Annotated in this window: 17 protein-coding genes; 13 read left to right on the top strand and 4 right to left on the bottom strand. The window is 60.6% G+C overall.

What is annotated here, in order from left to right:
- Positions 1-25 precede the first annotated feature (25 nt).
- From nrdG to EDD75_RS04940, 8 genes are all read left to right on the top strand, one after another.
- On the top strand, positions 26-544 hold the full coding sequence (gene nrdG, locus EDD75_RS04975) for an anaerobic ribonucleoside-triphosphate reductase activating protein (protein WP_123928954.1): 519 nt from the start codon (positions 26-28) through the stop codon (positions 542-544).
- 106 nt (positions 545-650) lie between these two features.
- Positions 651-1322 carry a helix-turn-helix domain-containing protein gene (locus tag EDD75_RS04970; protein WP_123928951.1) on the top strand — a complete coding sequence of 224 codons (672 nt, stop codon included), beginning with the start codon at positions 651-653 and terminating at the stop codon, positions 1320-1322.
- Positions 1323-1433: 111 nt separating this feature from the next.
- Positions 1434-2816, top strand: a complete 1383-nt coding sequence (locus EDD75_RS04965) for a radical SAM protein (protein WP_123928948.1) — start codon at positions 1434-1436, stop codon at positions 2814-2816.
- A gap of 196 nt (positions 2817-3012) precedes the next feature.
- Positions 3013-3981: a stage II sporulation protein D gene (gene spoIID / locus EDD75_RS04960; RefSeq protein WP_245963078.1), complete on the top strand. Its 969-nt coding sequence runs from the start codon at positions 3013-3015 to the stop codon at positions 3979-3981.
- Positions 3982-4178: 197 nt separating this feature from the next.
- Entirely contained in the window at positions 4179-4430 is a 252-nt protein-coding gene (gene spoIIID, locus EDD75_RS04955; RefSeq protein WP_123928945.1) for a sporulation transcriptional regulator SpoIIID, read from the top strand.
- A 119-nt stretch (positions 4431-4549) separates the two neighbouring features.
- Positions 4550-5557: a rod shape-determining protein gene (mreB, locus tag EDD75_RS04950; RefSeq protein ID WP_123928942.1), complete on the top strand. Its 1008-nt coding sequence runs from the start codon at positions 4550-4552 to the stop codon at positions 5555-5557.
- Positions 5558-5578: 21 nt separating this feature from the next.
- Entirely contained in the window at positions 5579-6130 is a 552-nt protein-coding gene (locus tag EDD75_RS04945) for a pyruvate kinase alpha/beta domain-containing protein (RefSeq protein ID WP_123928939.1), read from the top strand.
- 94 nt (positions 6131-6224) lie between these two features.
- Entirely contained in the window at positions 6225-10154 is a 3930-nt protein-coding gene (locus EDD75_RS04940; protein WP_123928936.1) for a S8 family serine peptidase, read from the top strand.
- A 124-nt stretch (positions 10155-10278) separates the two neighbouring features.
- On the opposite strand, the gene EDD75_RS04935 is transcribed toward EDD75_RS04940, so the two are convergent.
- The 3 genes from EDD75_RS04935 to EDD75_RS04925 form a co-directional block, all read right to left on the bottom strand.
- Entirely contained in the window at positions 10279-11313 is a 1035-nt protein-coding gene (locus EDD75_RS04935; RefSeq protein WP_123928933.1) for a DUF4349 domain-containing protein, read from the bottom strand.
- A 9-nt stretch (positions 11314-11322) separates the two neighbouring features.
- On the bottom strand, positions 11323-11907 hold the full coding sequence (locus EDD75_RS04930) for an RNA polymerase sigma factor (RefSeq protein ID WP_245963111.1): 585 nt from the start codon (positions 11905-11907) through the stop codon (positions 11323-11325).
- A 227-nt stretch (positions 11908-12134) separates the two neighbouring features.
- Positions 12135-13331 (bottom strand): glycosyltransferase family 2 protein, encoded by a 1197-nt coding sequence (locus EDD75_RS04925; RefSeq protein WP_170157721.1) that lies wholly within the window; start codon positions 13329-13331, stop codon positions 12135-12137.
- Positions 13332-13498: 167 nt separating this feature from the next.
- On the opposite strand from EDD75_RS04925, the gene EDD75_RS04920 reads away from it, so the two are divergent.
- Together EDD75_RS04920 and guaB are read left to right on the top strand one after the other, a co-directional pair.
- Complete coding sequence (locus tag EDD75_RS04920) at positions 13499-14737, top strand: ArnT family glycosyltransferase (protein ID WP_123928923.1); 1239 nt, start codon at positions 13499-13501, stop codon at positions 14735-14737.
- A 60-nt stretch (positions 14738-14797) separates the two neighbouring features.
- A complete protein-coding gene (gene guaB / locus EDD75_RS04915) occupies positions 14798-16261 on the top strand; it encodes an IMP dehydrogenase (RefSeq protein WP_123928920.1) in 1464 nt (487 codons plus the stop codon).
- A 104-nt stretch (positions 16262-16365) separates the two neighbouring features.
- On the opposite strand, the gene EDD75_RS04910 is transcribed toward guaB, so the two are convergent.
- A complete protein-coding gene (locus tag EDD75_RS04910) occupies positions 16366-17070 on the bottom strand; it encodes a hypothetical protein (RefSeq protein ID WP_123928917.1) in 705 nt (234 codons plus the stop codon).
- A 315-nt stretch (positions 17071-17385) separates the two neighbouring features.
- Between EDD75_RS04910 and EDD75_RS11190 the strand changes: the two genes are divergently transcribed.
- From EDD75_RS11190 to EDD75_RS04900, 3 genes are all read left to right on the top strand, one after another.
- A complete protein-coding gene (locus EDD75_RS11190; protein WP_170157720.1) occupies positions 17386-17559 on the top strand; it encodes a hypothetical protein in 174 nt (57 codons plus the stop codon).
- 22 nt (positions 17560-17581) lie between these two features.
- Positions 17582-17761 carry a hypothetical protein gene (locus EDD75_RS04905; RefSeq protein ID WP_123928914.1) on the top strand — a complete coding sequence of 60 codons (180 nt, stop codon included), beginning with the start codon at positions 17582-17584 and terminating at the stop codon, positions 17759-17761.
- 156 nt (positions 17762-17917) lie between these two features.
- Complete coding sequence (locus EDD75_RS04900) at positions 17918-18520, top strand: flavin reductase family protein (RefSeq protein WP_123928910.1); 603 nt, start codon at positions 17918-17920, stop codon at positions 18518-18520.
- The last annotated feature ends 41 nt before the right edge of the window (positions 18521-18561 follow it).

The following is an 18561-nucleotide window of genomic DNA, read 5'->3' as shown; positions in this document are numbered from 1 at the left end:
TAAGGACTACGCGCTGGGGGCTTAAATGGGTAGTTTAGCCTGGAAGTTATATTTGCGCATTGCCGGCGTGGTTCGGGAGAGCGTGGTGGACGGGCCGGGCCTGCGCTACGTTATCTTCGCGCAGGGGTGCCCGCACCGCTGCCCCGGGTGCCACAACCCGGAAACCTGGGACCCGGCGGGCGGCTACGAGATCACGGCGGCGGAGTTGTTAGCCGATATCAGCCGCAACCCGCTGATAGCAGGGGTAACCTTCTCCGGCGGGGAACCTTTTGCGCAGGCGGCGGCTTTTGCGGCTTTAGGGCAGGCGCTGCGCGAAAAAGGCTATAATATCGTCACTTACACGGGCTACACTTACGAAGAGCTCCAGACGATAGCGGAAAAAGGAGTCCAGGATCTGTTAGCGGTGACCGACATCCTCATCGACGGCCCCTTTATCCTGGCCGAGCGGGACCTTACCCTTCCTTTCCGTGGCTCTAAAAACCAGCGGATAATTGACCTCCGCGCTACCCGAATGAGCAAAACCCTCGTGGAACTGCATTTTTAACGAAAATTGCGCAGTTTTTGCATTGGTCTATTCTTTCCCGGGTAACATATAATCTAAAGTAAATTGGTTTTTTGGGTCATTTGGGATTTTAGGGGGGGAATGGAGTTTGGCTTTAACGAGACGGCGCAGGGATTTTCTTGCCGTTGTAGTGCGGCTTTACCAGGACTCAGAGCAGCCTGTCCATTACACGCGCGTCGCCGAGGCTTTAGGGGTAAGCCGCTGGACGGCCTACGATCTGTTGCGGCATCTGGAGCGAGGCGGCTACCTCGAAGCCCTTTACGAGACGGGGAGAGATGAAAAGGGGCCCGGCCGCACCCTAATTTACTACCGGCCCACGCCGCAGGCGTTAGAGGAGCTGGAAAAAAGCGCAGCGGATGACTGGTCGGCGCTGCGGCAGCGCCTGTTGCGGCTCCTTGAGGATAAGAAAAAAGCGGCTCAGGAGGCGGTGGCGGAAATCCTCCAGGAATTGCCCGAGATCCAGGAGCGGTTGGCGCGGGCGGCCTGCAATATAGCGGTCTTACTGGCGCAGCTTGAGGAAATCGGCGGCCGGGGGCGGCGCGCCCTTGCGGCGGCTGTCGCCCGGGCGCGGAAGCCTGAGGAGGGGCTGAGTCTTTTTGCGGGTGCAGTTATGGGGAGCCTGCTCCGCGTGCGCGGGGTTGTTTCGGGACCGGTAGGGGAATGCGTCCGGCGGCTGCAAAGCCAGCTTGCCGAGCTTGAACCGCGGGAAGCCTTCTTTTTAGCGAAGTTTGTGAAGGAAGGGCTTGAGCGGCCGCTTTAAATCTTTATGTTTGAAATCCTGTGTGTTGGTAGGGGGTGAGAAAGAGCCGGGGCGTGGGGAAGTCCTGCAAGTGACCCAAGGATGGAAACAATAAGGTGAGGAGGGGATTTTATGTCTGTGTTGCCAAGCTTTGATTTTGCTAAGCGCTTTGTTGAGGAACAGGTGCTGCGGCAAATGCTTGGGTATATTGATCAGAATCCTGCAGAAAACTTCCCTAAGGTCCTGAAGGTGGCGCAGAAGTTAGCCAAGAAAGAACATCACCAGCAGCACATCGTCAAGATCGCGCGGTGGTACGATGAAAATCCGGCGGTGCGGGAATATATTAACCGTCTTTTCACGCGGACCCACCCAAACGTGAAGCGGCGGCTCCTGTACAACTGGTTTGTCAACGCGATGCTTCTCGGCATTCCCCGGCAGCAGGAGCTCTCGGAGCGGTTGGGGGTGCATATTCCTAATTTCTTCCTAATCGACCCGACCAGCGATTGCAACCTCCGGTGTGAGGGGTGCTGGGCCGGGATGTACGCGGAACACGATACCTTAGACTTTGAAACGCTGGACCGGTTGCTGACCGAGGCGAAGGAACTCGGCATCTACTGGGTGGTGATGTCGGGCGGTGAGCCCTTCAAGTACCCGGACCTCTTACGTCTGGCGGCAAAACATCCAGAGATGGCCTTTATGCTATACACCAATGGCACTTTAATCACCGAAAAGGTTGCGGATGCGATTGTTGAAATTGGCAACCTGACGCCGGCGATAAGCCTTGAAGGGTGGCGCGAACGGACCGATGCCCGGCGGGGCAAGGGGGTCTTCGACCGGGTCATGAAAGCGATGGACCTGCTCCGTGAACGGGGCGCGATTTTTGGCGTTTCGATTACGATTACCAAGTATAACGTGGAGGAGGTCACCAGCGACGCGTTTATCGATTTCCTCATCGAGAAAGGAGTAACGTACGGCTGGACCTTCCACTACATTCCGGTAGGGCGCAACCCGAACCTGGACCTGATGGTAACGCCGGAGCAGCGGGCTTATTTGGCCGAGCGCATCCCGTACATCCGCACGCATAAGCCAATCCAGATCGCTGATTTCTGGAACGACGGCGAACTTACCCACGGCTGCATTGCGGGCGGGCGGATGTATTTCCACATTGCCGCGAGCGGGAATGTGGAGCCGTGCGCCTTCGCCCACTTCGCTGTGGACAACATCAAGGGTAAGAGTCTCTTAGAGGTGTTGAAGAACCCGCTCTTCGCGGCTTACCAGAAACGCCAGCCTTTCCACGACAACTTCCTGCGGCCCTGCCCGATTATTGACGTGCCCCAGGCCTTGCGGGAGATTGTGGCCGAGTCGGGTGCGCGGCCTACCCATCCGGGAGCCGAAAGCATTCTGACGGGCACGATAGCCGCCGCCCTTGACCGGCGGGCCGAGGAGTGGGGCCGGGTGGCCGATAAGATCTGGGCCGAACGCCACGGGGTTAAAGAGGTGGCTCAATTGCGGTAACCTTGGCCGTTACCGCGGTGCCGCGCTAACCTTGATTCCCACGAGGACTCATTTTTGCTTCGTTTTTGTTGCCGCCACGGGCGGCCTTTTTGTTTTATTTGGGGTAATAATGCGTGGTAAGCGGCGTATCTTTATAGCGAGCTTGTCCGTAAGGCCGGACGAGACGCCAAAGTTCTTTTTACCGGGGGGATAAACCTTGCGGCTGCGCTGCGGCCTTTTTCTTCTGGCGGTGGCAGTGGCGGCATTTGTCTGCCGCTTCTACGCTCCGAGTTGGCGCCACCAGGTTGAAATCCGGCCGGTGGGGGAGCAGATCCGGTTGTACCGGCACGCTACCGGCAGGGTGGAAATTTTGCCGCTCGAAGAATATGTGGTGGGGGTAGTAGCGGCAGAAATGCCGGCCGCGTTTCCGCTCGAGGCGCTCAAGGCCCAGGCGGTTGCCGCTCGTACATACGCCCTGCGGCGTATCCTGGGCGGCGGGGTGGCAAATAGGCTGCACCCGGAGGCGGATCTTTGCGACGACCCGCAACACGGCCAGGCCTACCTCGACCGGGAGGAACTGAAGCGGCGCTGGGGGCCGCTGGGCTACTACCGGTACTACTATAGGGTGCGGCGTGCGGTGGAGGAAACGGAGGGTCTGGTCCTCACCTACCAAGGCCAACTTATCGAACCTGTGTACCATGCTTCGTGCGGCGGCCGGACGGAAAGCGCGGGGGAGATCTGGCAGGTCGATCTACCGTATCTCCGGAGCGTTCCCTGCCCATATGACGCCTATCCCGAACCTGTAGAAAAGCGTTCGTTTACGATTGCCGCAGTAGAGCGGGCCCTTTCCCCCAACGGGGGGGTCATGCCTGCTGCTGCTGGCGGGGGAAAGCCGTTTACGATGGAGCTGACCCGGGTTACCGCTGCCGGCCGACCGAAGAAGGTAGTGGTAAACGGGGTGGCCTTCCGGGCGACGGAAGTACGCGAGCGGCTGGGACTTAAGTCGAGCCGGTTTACGTGGCGGATAGAGGGTGACCGCCTTTGCTTTACTACTATCGGTTACGGTCACGGTGTGGGACTCTGCCAGTACGGCGCCAAAGGGATGGCGGAACACGGGTACAACTTCCGCCAGATTCTTACGCATTACTATTCGGGCGTAAAGGTAACCAAGTATCCGGGAGTATAGTTGGCAGTAGCGTAACCGGACCTTGATAAAAGGACGCCCTGCTTTTTTATAGCGTTCGGGGGGTCCCCCTTGTTGAACCCGCCGCTATTCAGGGCGAAAGATGGCGAAAGGCGCCTTTGAACAAGCATGAACAAGCATCTTTCCCGATTTTCGCTCATATAGATTCAAATAGCAGGATGGGAGCGGGAGGTAGGGTGATGCAGGATTATATCCAGCGGCGGGTCCTCGAAATCTGCGCTTATATCCTTGAAACCAAAGCCACCGTTCGGCAGGCGGCCCAGGTTTTCAATGTCTCCAAGAGCACGGTTCATAAAGACATGACGGAACGCTTACCCTCTCTCAACAAAAAGCTGGCCCAGAAAGTTCGCGCGGTTTTGAATCTTAACAAGGCGGAAAGGCACCTGCGTGGCGGTGAGGCCACGCGGCGGAAATACAAACCGAACGGGTAAAAATTTGCTGGCGGTAGAGGAATTTCCCTGGAAAATGTAGAATATACGTTAGGCCAAGCTCAGCGGGGTCCTTTGGGCTAAAGATAGGGACAGGCTTACAAAATGGTGGAGGGAAATCAATGTTCGGTTTGGCACCGGATATCGGCATTGACTTAGGGACGGCGACCGTCCTGGTTTACGTTAAAGGCAAGGGAATTGTTTTGAAGGAGCCTTCTGTAGTGGCCGTTAACCGGGATGATAACAAGGTGATCGCGGTGGGGGAGGAGGCCCGCCGGATGCTCGGGCGCACACCCGGAAACATCATTGCGGTGCGCCCACTCCGGGAGGGGGTCATCGCAGATTACGATGTCACCGAAAGAATGTTGCGCTATTTCTTAGAGAAGTGCGGGTGCAGGCGCTTTGTACTGCGGCCGCGGGTGATGGTTTGCATCCCGACCGGGGTAACGAGCGTGGAGGAGCGGGCCGTGCGACAGGCGGCCATCCAGGCCGGAGCCCGGCAGGCCTTCCTGATCGAAGAACCAATGGCGGCGGCCCTTGGGGCGGGAATAGACGTGAGTGAGGCCAGCGGGTCGATGGTTATCGATATCGGCGGCGGAACGACCGATATCGCGGTGCTTTCGCTCGGCGGCATTGTTTGTTCGACCTCGACGCGCATCGGCGGGGATAAGTTTGACGAGGCCATCGTCCGGTACGTGCGGCGGGAGTTCAACCTGATCATTGGTGAACGATCGGCGGAGGAGCTGAAGATCGAAATCGGCACGGCCTATCCGGCTAATAATTCGGAACGTGCGGCGGCCATTCGGGGAAGGGACCTGGTAAGCGGCCTGCCCCGCTCGGTGATGGTGACCAGCCGCCAGGTCTGGGAAGCGATTCAGGAGCCGCTCGAGGCCATCGTGGCGGCGGTTAAAGGGGTGCTGGAGCGGACGCCGCCGGAATTGGCGGCCGATATCGTGGACAAGGGTATCGTCATGACGGGCGGGGGTTCGCTTCTTGAAGGAATAGATAAGCTTATTGCGCGCGAAACCGGCTTGCCCGTGTACGTGGCCGAGGATCCGGTTTCCTGTGTGGCCTTGGGCACCGGTCGTGCCTTGGGGATGCTCCACGTTCTCGCCCGCTCCCGGAACTGATTTACACGGAGGGGATTTTGGGTGACGCTTTACTGGCCGGTTAAGGGGAGCGCCAATACCGTTGCTACGGTGGAGGCTGCAATCGCGCGCGCTAGAGAATTAGGTATCCAGCATCTTGTGGTAGCCTCCTGTTCCGGAGAGACGGCCTCCCGTTTCATAGGGACGGGCCTCAGCGTGGTCTGCGTAACCCACCAGGTGGGCTTCGAGGCCCCCGGCGTTGACGAGATGAGCCCCGAGATGAGGGAGCGGCTCTCCCGGGCGGGCGTGAAACTGCTTACTACCACCCATCTGATGGCGGGGCTGGACCGGGCGTTGCGGTTTAAGTTTGGCGGGCTCTACCCGGCAGAGCTCATTGCCGCTACCCTCCGGCTTTTCGGCCACGGACTCAAGGTCTGCGTCGAGATCAGCGTAATGGCTCTTGACGCCGGGTTCATTCCGGCAGGGGTGGATGTTGTAGCGGTGGGCGGCACCGCAAGCGGCGCAGATACCGCGGTTGTTATTCGCCCGGCTCATTCCCAGCACTTTTTCGAAACGAAGATCCGCGAGATAATCTGTAAACCAAGGGATTTTTAGCTGCGTCAGCCACTTAAAACCTGTTGCACCAGTAAAACCGGCAAATTTATAATCACGTTGATAAGCCGGTACCTCTTGGGACTTTCCGGTGAGAATGGTAAATAGAGACAAAATACGGCGTTTTTTCATCCTCTTTGCCCTGCTCGGCGTGGTGGTGCTTCTGGTAGGTCCAGGGGTACGCCGGGAGCGATTTGGGCTGTCCGGCAGCGTCAGGGTTGCGCCCGGGCTTTATCTTGTCGACTCCCGAAATGTATCCCGGTTGGAGGGCCTTCCCGGCGTGGCGGTAGGAGAAGGGGTTGCCGGAAAGCGATTGGTCCGGATCACCTCTTCTGTTTCCCTGCCTTCCCCAATCAAAGTCCAGCCTTACCCAAAAGAGGCGCGCCTTGCCCCGGAACTTAAGACGGACGGGGATAAGCGCCCAGATCCCCTCGTGGTTAACGTCACCCTCTTTTCGCCGGACGAGAAGAAAAAGGTGGCCGCGGCGGTGGCGGCTGCCGGCGGCGCCGTTTTGCGCGGGCTTGACGAGGAAGACGCGGCGACGTTGCGGGTAAAAGTGCCACGGGCGGCCGTCCGGGAGCTTGCGGCGGAAAAAGGTGTGGTATGGATTGAACCGTACGCGCCGCGGCGTTTTCTGGTAGACCGGGCGGCAGCGGTGACCGGAACGGCGCCGCTTTTGTCGCCGGGGTTTGTTACTGCGGCGGGACTTTCCGGGAGCGGTCAGATGGTGGGGGTGGCCGATAACGGGCTGGATAAGGGCAGCCTTGACGACCTTCATCCTGATTTTGGGAGCACGCCGGGACAGATGCCCAAGGTGGTTATGCTGCGCTCTTGGGTGGGGGGGCCGCTCGGGGACCGAACAGGGCACGGGACGCACGTTGCTGGGACCATCGCCGGGACAGGGGCCGCCTCCGGCGGGCGTTACCGGGGCATCGCGCCGGGGAGCAGCATTTATTTCCAGGCGATCGCCAACGCGCAAGGAGAACCGGACCCACCGGCGGACCTAATTTCGCTTTTCCGACCGGCCTACAGCGCTGGCGTGCGGGTCCACGTCGACGGCTGGGGCGGTGGCAAGAATGGTTATACAGCTGCGGCGGCCCAGATCGATCGTTTTTGCTACTATAACCCTGATTTTCTGCCGGTTTTCGGCGCGGGTAACAGCGGACCGACCGCCGGGAGCATTACCGCGGAGGCCAACAGCAAGAACGCTCTGGTAGTAGGCGCGGCGGAGAATCCCCGGCCCCTTTTCGGTTATGCTGGGGGAAAAGTAGCGGGCTTCTCGAGCCGTGGCCCGGCGGGTGACGGGCGGCTCAAGCCCGACCTGGTGGCTCCGGGCGCGGGGGTAATCGCGCCGAGCTCGCGGCTGGCTCCCTCCCCGCCCGGGCAGGGCTATTACCGGCAGCTCGACGGGACGAGCATGGCGGCAGCCGTCGCCGGCGGCGCGGCGGTTCTGCTGCGCGAGTACCTGCAGCGGGCGGAAGGTTTAACGACGCCGCCAGCAGCCCTTTTGAAGGCGCTTTTGATCAACGGGGCGCGCAAAGACTTCGCGCCGGCCGGTGCGGGAGGCTTCGGGGAGCTCGACCTGGCGGCTACGGTGTTGGCGCTCCGGGAAAGGACTTTCCGCTATGTCGTGGAGCCGGGTTTGAAGGAGAAGGAGAGCGCCGCGTACGAAGTGGCGGTAACGGATGGAACCGCACCCCTCAAGGTTACCCTCTGCTGGACCGACCCGCCGGCACTGCCGGGAGCGGGTCCAGCCCTGGTCTGTGACCTGGACCTGGTGGTGGTAGGGCCGGACGGGCGCCGCTACCTCGGAAACGATTTTGTGACCGGCGGCGCACCGGACAGGCTGAACAACGTAGAGCAGGTTACCATCCCGCGGCCGGTGCCGGGTCGCTACCTGGTAACTGTTACCGCGGTCAGGGTGGGCGGCGGGGCGGCGTCCGGCCAAGCTTTCGCTTTGGCCTACGGTCAGGTGCCGCGCCGGGAGATAGTGGAAGACTTCGCGAATGGCCGGGTGCGGCTATCGGGCGACGGAGGAGAGCTGGTGTTGCCCCGGGAGGTGGTGGCACTTGTCAACGGCCGGCGGGTGGCTCCAGAGGAGGCTTTGGACCCCGGGACGGATATCTACTTAATTCCGGGAAAGGATAAGGCTTACGCCGTCGGGGAGAAGCGCGTGGTGGCACCGGCAAATTTTCTCGGAACGGAGAAGGGCGCGGTTGTGGTGTCGGAAAGCGGGTCGTTGCCAGACGGCGGTTATCTGTTGCGTCCGGCGCAAGTGCGCGTGGGCGATGCCGCAGTTGCACCGGCCGCGGTCCCTTCCGGGGTACGGGCCGAGCTCGGGATTAATCCGGCGACCCAGACGGTCTGGACGGCGCGTGCCGCCTGGGTGGAGAAGAAAGGGTTCCTCGCGGCAGTGGAAACAACGAAGGTTGCCCTGATCAACGGTGAAAGCTACCCGCTTGCTCCGGGATGCCGGGTAAGCCGGGAAACGGGAATTGCCGGCCTTGACCCGTTAGACAGGCCCTTCGGGCCGCCCGAGCCCGCAGGCGAGCTACCGCCGGGCCTCCCGGTGACGTTGCGTCTGGACCCCGGGAGCGGCGCGGTGCTTCACATTGCGGTGCAGCAGGAACTCGTTTCCGGGTTTGTAGGAGAAGTTTCCGGCGCTGCCCTTACTTTCGAGGACGGGCGCTCCTGTTCCTTTTTCCCGGGTGCGGGGGTAAGCCGTAGCGAAAGGCTGCTTGCTTCGGCGGCGGCGCTTGAACCAGGTGAACATATCACCGGCGTGGTTTTGCCCGGAAAGACCGAGTTACTGCACGCCTGGGCGGACAGTGGTTTTGTTTACGGGGAGATTCTCTTTCTGGATGCGGCGAAAAAAACAGTCCACCTTCAGGACGTGAACGGCGACTACCGGGTCCTCGAGCTTGCCCCGGGCGCTGGCTTTTTCTGCGGTACGGTCAGTCTCAGCGCTGCGGCGCTCTTTCCGGGAGAGTGGGTCCGTTTGCAAACCGGACCTGACGGGCGGGTGGTGCGGGCCGATCTATCAGGGGGAGTACACCAGACTGCGGGGGTGATCGAAGGTTTTGATAGCGCGCACCTGATCATTTCCGTGGACGGTACGGCGTACCGGCTAAGCTCCCGGAGTTTGCTCTTGAAAAACGGCTGGCCGGTGACGGTAGACGACTTTCGGGCGGGGGAGCGCGTAACGGTGACCTTCTGGGAGGGGTCCGGGAGCTTACCGGTGGCCCTGGCGGTGAAGGCCGAGACCAACGCACCGCGCCCAATCCTGGAAATTGCGCCTCATCTTTACGGGAAACCCCTGCAGGGTCGGACGAGCGGGACGCGCCTCTACGTCTATCCGGGTGACGGGCGGCGGCTTACGGTTGCGGTTTACGGCGGGGAGTTTGCCTATGCTGTCGGAGTCAGGACGGCGGGGGCGGTGCGGGTGGTAAGTGTGGATGAGCGCACGGGCGGCGTTAACGGGAGCTGGGTGGAGCTGTCCGGCCCGCGGACTTTCAGCGATGTTGCGGATTCATGGGCGGCCCAGGAGATTACAGCGCTTGCCGCTGAAGGGTTCCTCTGCGGTTATCCGGACGGAACCTTTCGCCCCGACGCGCCAGTTACCCGGGTGGAGTTAGCCGTTCTAGCGGCGCGTTTGTGGCCCGGTGTGCCGTGCGGCCCCGTTCCCGCAGATGCGCCAGCCTGGGCGCGGGATGCCGTTCGGTTAGCGGTTTACCGCGGTACCTTGGCGCTTTCCCCAGCAGGGCTTTTCCGCCCGGCGGCGGTGTTGGACCGGGTGGCCGTTGCGGCGGCGCTGGCTTCGCTCCTCCCGGGCGAAGCGCCCGGCGGCACGGTCCCGCCGTTCCGCGACTGGGTAAAGGTGCCGGTGCAGGCAAGAGAGGCGGTAGCCGAACTTTACGCCCGCGGTATCCTGCGGGGACGGCCGGACGGCCGGTTCGACCCCTTCGCCCCTCTGACGCGGGCGGAGGCGGCAGCTTTATTTTACCGGCTCCGCTACTTACCGGAATGAGCCCGGGAAGGCGTTACTGAAATAAATATATTCAGCTAAACTGCCAAACAAAATAAGGAGCCAGGTGCTTGCCCTGCTCCTTTTTGCTATTTTCGAAGTCCACTGGAAGTGCGCCGACGGACCGTTAGCCCTGTTCGCTAAGACAAAGGGTTACGGTGTACCTGCTGGCGGCCGTTTCTAGCTGGCTAAGCCGCCCCTCGAGGGTGTTCAGCGTAGCGTCGAGTGCTGCCCGCTCATCTTCAGGGGCCGCTTTGCGTAACGCCGTCAGCCTTTCGTATTCAGCCTTAATGCTGTTGAACTCCTGCGTAACGTCGTTTTTCTCGTCCTGCCGGAGGACCACCGATCCGAGGCCCGCCAGCTCGTTAACAAAAGCGGCGCTCTTCTCCTTCGCGACGATAAACTGGCAGATCTGGACCTGCTGGTTTCGATCGGTGGTGCTGGTGGCGTAGCTTTGCGTTGCGCCCCAGGCAGACGCGATCGCCGCTGCTCTCGCTTTTGCCGCGTTGAGATCCACCACTTTCACGCGAAGGAAGGTGCTGAAAACAACCCGTTGCCGGTCGAGAAAGACACGCGCCGGGCGCTCCACAGCAACGGCCACCGGCTGCCTATCTGCGGGCTTGGTTTTTTCCTTGGCCGCCGGCGGGGCGGGTTTAGGCTCGGTCTTGCCGGTGCTCGGAGCCGGGGCGGGCGTCTGCTGCGGTCGGGGCGCCGGGACAGCGGTCTTGTCAACCTGTTCCGTTTTGGCCGGCGCTACCGGTGTTGCTGGTGCTGCCGGGGAAACCACGGTCCGTTGCTCTTTAGAGGCGATCAGCGGCGGCTGGAAGGTCCCGAAGCGCACCAGGGCAAAGGCGCTGCCCGCCACCAGGAGCAGCGCTGCCGTTGCCGCGGCCACGCGCTTCCATCCTGTGAGCAGAACACGCCAGCCGTGCGCCGGCTCCCTGTCCGCCGCCGCGATGCGGGCCATGACGCCGGCGGCGAAACCCGCAGGCGCTGGCGGCGCCTCTGCCGCCTGCAACAAGGCCCTCATCTGGCGCAGGAGGGCAAACTCGCGTTGACAGGCCGGGCACCCGGCGAGATGGGCGGCCACCGCGGGCGGCAAGTCTCGCTCCGGATGGTCCACGAGCAACAAAAGCTTTTTCCGTAAACGTTTGCACCGCATCGGTTTCACCTATTCCATCCCGGGCAGTTCGAGTCCCCTTTGCTTCGCCAGGTGGTAAAGCGCCTTCTTGAGGACGTTTCGTGCCCGGCTCAACCTGGACTTCACCGTACCCGGGGCCACGCCAAGCGCGGCGGCGATCTCTTCGTAGCTGAGGGTTTCCATTTCCCGTAATACCAGCACTGCCCGGTGCTCCCGCCCGAGAGTGCCTAGCGCCTGCCAGACCAGGTCCTTCAGCTCACCGTCTTCGACCGCTTGTTCCGGCTGCCGGTTGTTGTCCGCCACCTGGCGGGGTAACTCCCCTTCGCCGGTCAGCACCGGGTCGTCAAGCGACAACACGGCCTGGTTTCTTTTGCGGTGGTTCAGCCAGAGGTTGACCGCTATCCGGTGCAGGTAGGTCCCGAAATCGGCCTCCTGGCGAAACCTATCAAGCGCCCGGTAGGCCCGTACGAAGGTTTCCTGCGCCAGATCCTGGGCGTCGGCGTGGTTTCCTGCCAGGCGGTAGCAGAGACCGTAAAGGCGATCCTGGTATGCAAGAACCAGCCTCTCAAAGGCCTGCACGTCGCCCTGCTGGGCCTGCGCGACCAGAGTTTTCACGTCGACCAAAGGAGCGTCCTCCTCTGGGTCCGGCAAATTTCCCGGACACTTATTAGACCCCAAATTATGCCGAAAAGTTCCCTGGGGTCACCAAAATTTGCGCGGGAGGATTTCTTAAAATTAAAGTCGCTGCTGTCTTTCGCTTTCCGGGGGTTGCGCTACACCTCAAGTCTATCATCGGGGGCTGATTCCGGCAAGCGGGGGAAAATTTCCCGGTGGCGCGCATTTTAACCGTGCATGTTGCGCGGCCGGCGCTCTGCTATGGCGCTCACGAGAGGATTCGTAGCGGTTGTTTCGGGCATGAGGCATTCTTTGGCGAAGATGCGGTAAATGATGCTGGTAAAGATGCCTTGCAGCCCCAGGAGTAGCCCCGTAAGCGCGAGCATCCAGCTTCTGGTAGCGGTGAAGGGGCCGAAACCGCTCCCTACCCAGGAGGCGAAGTGGTAGATGAGCGCGGGGACGCTAACACTCAAAAGCAGCAGACTCAGGTTCCGGAGCTGCTTGTAAAGCGCGAGGTTGGTCAGGAGCTTGGTGGCCCGGGAAGGTTTTTTAAAGCGGTGGCGCACGGCATAAAGGTCGATAATTCCTCCGTAAGCAGCGGTGTTGATGCCGAGAAGCATAAACGCAAGTCCGGCGAGAAAGGAGTGGAGTCCCAAGTTGATCCCGTCGAGGTGCACCGTGCCTCTAACGGCTAGAAGACCGGCGAGGATGGCCCCGGCCAGGAAGATCAGGAGACCGGGAAGGACGAAGGTAAGGTAAGGCTGAAAAATAAAAAGGAGGTCGAGCAGGACCCGTGCGATTCGGAGGCCGTCCCGGAAGGGGCGCAATTTGGATGCGCCGAGGCGCGGGCGGTAGGCGATAGGAATCTCCGTAGCCCGGAAGCGGCTCCGGCTGACTTTTACCACCAACTCGGTTTCGATGGCAAAGGTAGACGATTCTATCCCCACTGCGGCGAGCACGCCCCGCCGCATACCGTATAATCCCGAAAGCGGGTCGTTTCCCGGAAAGCCGGCCAGGTTTTTGATGAGCCGGGTAATCAGCCAGTTACCGCCACGGTTGAAGTAGGGAATATTTTCCCGGTTTGTGCGACAGGTGAAGACTACGTCCGTCTTTTTGAGCTCTTGCACTATTTCCGGGATATATTTTGCCGGATAGGTGCCGTCGGCGTCGATAAAAATGATGAAATCGCCGCGGGAGGCCTCAAAACCCGAGCGCATTGCCGCGCCCTTGCCCCGGTTGACCGGATGGCAGATGACTTTGGCGTTGCAGGCCCGGGCCAGTTCCGCCGTCTTATCGGTGGAGCCGTCGTCAACCACGATGACTTCGGCGTCTAGCTCCGTGACCGCAGCGGCGATCTCTTTGAGCGTTGCGGCGATGCCCTGCTCTTCGTTAAAAGCCGGAACGATAACCGAAACTTGGGGCACGTTTTGCTCCTTGAACGACAGGTGTGTTTTGCGCTGCCTGCAAGCGGCGCCGTACCGCTTAATTTTTCGCCGCGCTACGCGCTATTCCTGCTTTTCGGCAGCAGAAAGCGGAGTTTTGCGTGCGGGGAAGGAGGAAGAGCGCAATTAAAGGCGAAAAACTTCTATCTATGGTGAGGGACACACGGAAAGAATTGCTCACGTATCTTATATTAGCGGCGGTGCTGTTAGGCGCGCTGGTGGTCCGGGTTGTATTTATCCATCACTGGGGGAGCAGCCTCGCTTTAGGGAGTGACGACGTCGGCTACACCGAGAGTGCCCGGCGCCTCGTATCGAACCACGTCTTTTCTTACTGGCGACCGCGCCTTTCCCCGGAGCCGGCTTTAGGACCGAGTGCCTACATGCCACCCGGCTACCCGCTTTTCCTCTCGTTTTTTATCTATCTTTGGGGCGATAACGCTCACGCTCTGGCGGCCGCACGGTACGCGCAGGCCTTCCTTATGGTGGGTTCGGTCTATCTTACCTACCGTCTTGGCCGGGAGTTGGCCGGAAGGTGGGCGGGGCTCGGGGCGGCGGCTTTAGTCGCCTTTTACCCCCCGCTCATTCTGATCAACGGGTTACTCTTGACCGAAACCCTCTTCACCTTTCTCCTTATATCCTTCGTGGGCCTCTGGGTGCAGACGAAGCCCGCTGACGCCCGGAGGCACGCGGTGCTCGGTGTGGTAAGCGGGCTGGCCACGCTTGTGCGCCCCACGGGAGTTCTCCTGCTCTTTGCTGCTGCCGGCCGCCTGGCGTTGTGCCTTATGCGCAGAAAAATTGGGGTCCGCGCTCTCTGGCCTGCTTTGGGTGCCCTTCTGCTCACCTTTTGTCTCGTTCTTTCTCCCTGGTGGGTGCGCAATGCCCTTGTCTTTCACCGCTTCATCCCCCTGACGGCGAGCGGCGGCAACCCCCTGTTGTTAGGGACCTACGTTAATCTCGAGGGGATAAAGTACGGCTGGCATCCTTCCTGGCCGGTGGGGAAAGACCCGATGGAGACGGGTGAGCTCCATACCGCCCTCGCCATAAAACGCCTGCGGGATGGCTTCCAGAACGATTTCTGGCGCTACCTTGACTGGTACACGCGGGGGAAATTCCGGCTTCTCTGGGGGCGGGCCTTCGTCTGGGGGGGCGAAGACAAGCTGCCGCGGGGAGTCACCCTTCCTTACCATTACGTGCTGGTTGCGGCAGGCGGGTTTGGCCTGCTCTACGGTCTGTGGCGCTGTTTTCCGGGTAGCGGGAGAATTTTTGCGGTCCTGCTCCTTTTCACCCTGGTTCATCTTGCTACTTACGCTCACTGCCGGTATGCGCTGCCGCTTCTGCCGTTACTGGCAGCCACGGCTTTTTGGCCGCTGAAAGTTTTTGCGCGGTAACCTTTCTTTTGTGGGGGGCCTGTGCTATAATTAGGTCCTAAATACCGAGGGGGGAGACGGATGTTCGCGGAGAAGTTTGGCCGCGAGGGGCTCACATTCGATGACGTGCTGCTGGTTCCTGCCGCGTCGGCCGTTTTGCCGCGTGATGTCGAAACGACCACTTACTTTACAAATCAGATCAGGCTGAACATCCCGCTGGTGAGCGCTGCGATGGATACGGTGACGGAATCACGCCTGGCGATTGCGATTGCGCGGGAGGGTGGCATCGGCGTTATCCATAAAAATATGACGGTGGAGCGCCAGGCCCTGGAGGTGGACCGGGTAAAGCGGTCCGAGCACGGCGTCATCACCGACCCGATCTTTCTCGCACCGGAGAACAGCATCCGGGAAGCGATGGCCCTGATGGAACGCTACCGGATTTCGGGTGTGCCCATCACCGAGGGAAAGAAGCTTGTCGGCATCATCACCAACCGGGACATCCGGTTCGAAACTAATTTTGACCAGCCGATAAAGAACGTAATGACTAAAGAAAACCTGATCACGGCGCCGGTCGGCACTACCCTTGAGAAGGCAAAGGAGATCCTGCGCCGGCATAAGATTGAGAAGCTCCCTTTGGTGGACGAGAACTTTCACCTGTGCGGCTTAATTACCATCAAGGACATCGAGAAGGCGCACAAGTACCCGCACGCGGCGAAGGACGCCCAGGGGCGGCTCCTCGTAGCGGCGGCGGTCGGCGTGACGTCCTATCTGGAGCGGGTGGAAGCCTTAGTGGCGGCGAAAGTGGATGCGATCGTGGTCGATACCGCCCACGGCCATTCGCAGAAGGTAATCGAGGCGGTGCGCGAAATCCGGCGGGTCTACCCCGACCTTCAGTTAGTAGCCGGGAACGTGGCTACGGCGGAGGGTGCGCGGGCGCTTTTCGAGGCGGGGGCCGACGCCGTGAAGGTCGGCATCGGCCCCGGGTCAATTTGCACTACACGGGTTATCGCTGGCGTGGGCGTGCCCCAGATAACCGCGGTTTACGAGTGCGCCCAGGAGGCCAAAAGGTTCGGCCGGCGCATCATCGCGGACGGCGGTATCAAGTATTCGGGCGACATTACCAAAGCGATTGCGGCTGGAGCAGATACGGTTATGCTGGGCAGCCTCCTTGCCGGTACCGAGGAGAGCCCCGGGGAAATCGAAATCTACCAGGGGCGCAGTTACAAGGTTTACCGCGGCATGGGCTCGCTTGGTGCAATGCGGGAAGGCGGCGCGGAGCGTTACTTCCAGGACCACGGCCCAAAGTTGGTGCCGGAAGGTGTTGAGGGCCGGGTGCCCTACAAGGGACCGCTGGCGGAAACGGTTTTTCAGCTTATCGGGGGCCTGCGGGCCGGCATGGGTTACTGCGGTTGCCGGACCATTGAGGAGTTAAAAGAAAAGGCACGTTTTGTGCGGATTACCGTCGCCGGGTTGCGGGAAAGTCACCCGCACAACGTTATCATCACTAAGGAAGCGCCCAACTACACTATCGAGCGCAGCGGGTAGAAGGAGATGCGCGGTCAAGGAAACGGGTCTTTCGGCCAGTAAAGATAAAGGCTTTACGCTATCAAAACCAGCGGGGGCCCGGGATTCTCGGGCTCCTGCGCGTTTCACAGGGATTCCGCTCCGCTTAGCAGCTTAAGGAGAAGCTCTTTTTCTCTCTCGCCGGGCGGCCTGGCACTGCAGAGGTAGGGGACCTGGTGCGCCTTCTCGCTGCCAAAGAGCCAGCGGAAATCCTCGGCGAAAATCTCCTCGGCGTTACTGGTCCATTCATCTTCCTTCGTCTGGGTCACGCCGCGCAGCGATAGGTATTGCTGCAGCGCCTTTTCGCTAACCAGTTCGTACCGAAGGATGTGGCCAAACTCGTGGGCCACGGTGTACGCCGCCAGGTAGGGGGCGTAGCGTTCCGGCCTGGCCACCCCATTTTTCACCCGGTAAGTGTAGCTCCGGTACTGGGGCGAAGCGAAGAGGTAGACCGCTTTCTGGCCGGGGAGGGTACAGCCGGCGAGCCAGCCGAAACCGGGAAGAAAGCAGCGTTCCCGAACGACGTAAACTGGGATTTCCTGGTCCGACAGAAAAGGCAAGGCGGCTTCGAGGTGGCGCACTTCTGTGACCACCGCTTCCTGGGGCGGAAACTCAGCCTGCCCAAACGCGGCACGCTCACCCCTGACCCCGCTGATCGCGGCGGGCACCCGCTCGAGTTCGCTGAGGCTGACCCGCGCGGTGGCGAAAGTGCCGCTCGACAGGGCGGTTATTACCGTTAAAAAGAGGATCGTCCAGATAACCTTCTTTGTTGTACGTTCCCCCTTAAACATAGCTTCCGCCCCTTGTTTACGACAAAATGCTTCCGTATTCGACATCATTATCGCTTGGGCGCGGGAGAGGCTGCATGAGGCGACAGGTCTGTTTTACGGGGGCGGCGGGATCGGTTTTGCGTTGGGACCGCCACCTACCCTTTTTAGGACCTTCGGCCTACCACGGCTGGAAGGCACGGCGGCGGAAATAACGAAACCGGGGCTGGCGGGCGGCATTTTTCTTTGCCCGGCGGGGCATAATAGAGACAGGCACTCTGACGGAGCCCGGAATTTCGAGTTCGGTTGGGGCGATAGTTTGGGCGAGGAGGAAAGAATGTGAACTGCCCGGTTTGTGGCGGCAGGGCCACCGGCAAGGTGGGCGCCAGTCACTATTACTGCTGGGATTGTTGTGTCGAATACCGGATCGACAAGGAAGGCGTCCAGGTTTTCGATATCGATGAGGAGGGGAGCCTCGTTTCCTTTGATCCCGGGAACGAGGCGCTTTACTAAAACCGACGGGGGTGACGGAGCGGTGACTTTCTGGCGGGGCCTGGTGGCAGGTAGCATCTTAGGCATGATTGTCGGGGCTCTGTGGCTCACGGATGAGGGGGAGGAAAACCGGGTCGGCCGGCTGCGCGAAAGGATCCCCCGGATCGAGCGGGCGCAGCGGGTGGTAAGAAAGATGGTCAAATTAGCCGATCTGGTGCGGTAGGCCAGCCACAGAGTTTTAAGCAGCGGTGGCGCTTATTGCGGCGGGCGTTGCAGTGCCCGCTTTTATCTTTTTTAAAAACCGGCGTAAGTTGGGGAAGGAGTTCAGTACCTGACGGCGAATCTTCCAGAGATACCAAAGTGAGGGAGGGAAAGACAAATGCAGCAAAAAGTCCCGGTGGCGACGGCCTACCGCCTGTTGACGCCCGGCTGGGTGGTTTTGATAGCCACCGAAAAGGGGGGCCGGTACAACGTGATGACCGCCTCCTGGCAGATGCCTGTAAGCGTCAGTCCGCCGCTTATCGCTGTTTCCGTCGCCAAAAAGCACCTGACGGCGGAGTATATCCTGGCGGGCAAAAACTTTACCGTTAACGTTCCCGGGCGGAACCTCCTGCCCCAGGTCCATTATTGCGGCACCGTCTCCGGGAGAGAGGCGGATAAGTTTGCGGCGACGGGCCTGACGCCGGTGCGGGGCGAGAAGGTTGCGGCACCGCTCATCGCGGAGTGCCTGGCGGGAATCGAATGCCGCCTCTGGAATGCTTACGACGGGGGAGACCACTACATCTTTGTCGGCGAAGTGGTGGCCGCGGTAGTGGCGGCAGAGCATTTCGAGAACCACTGGCTGCTATCCCGCGGGGACGAGAGCTTCCCGGTCAACCATTTGGGCGGACCACTTTATGCCGTGCCGGGCAAGATGGTGCGTGTTTTTAAGGAGGGGCAAGATTTTACCGTCGAAGAGAAGTTGCTGGTGGCGAAGTTCTAACAAAAAAATACCCCGGTTGTGACCGGGGTCAGCCGGAGGTG

This window comes from Thermodesulfitimonas autotrophica, from assembly GCF_003815015.1.
Classification (GTDB): domain Bacteria; phylum Bacillota; class Desulfotomaculia; order Desulfotomaculales; family Ammonificaceae; genus Thermodesulfitimonas; species Thermodesulfitimonas autotrophica.
Note: the sequence above shows the minus strand (reverse complement) of the source record. Positions and strands in the feature narration are given on the sequence as shown.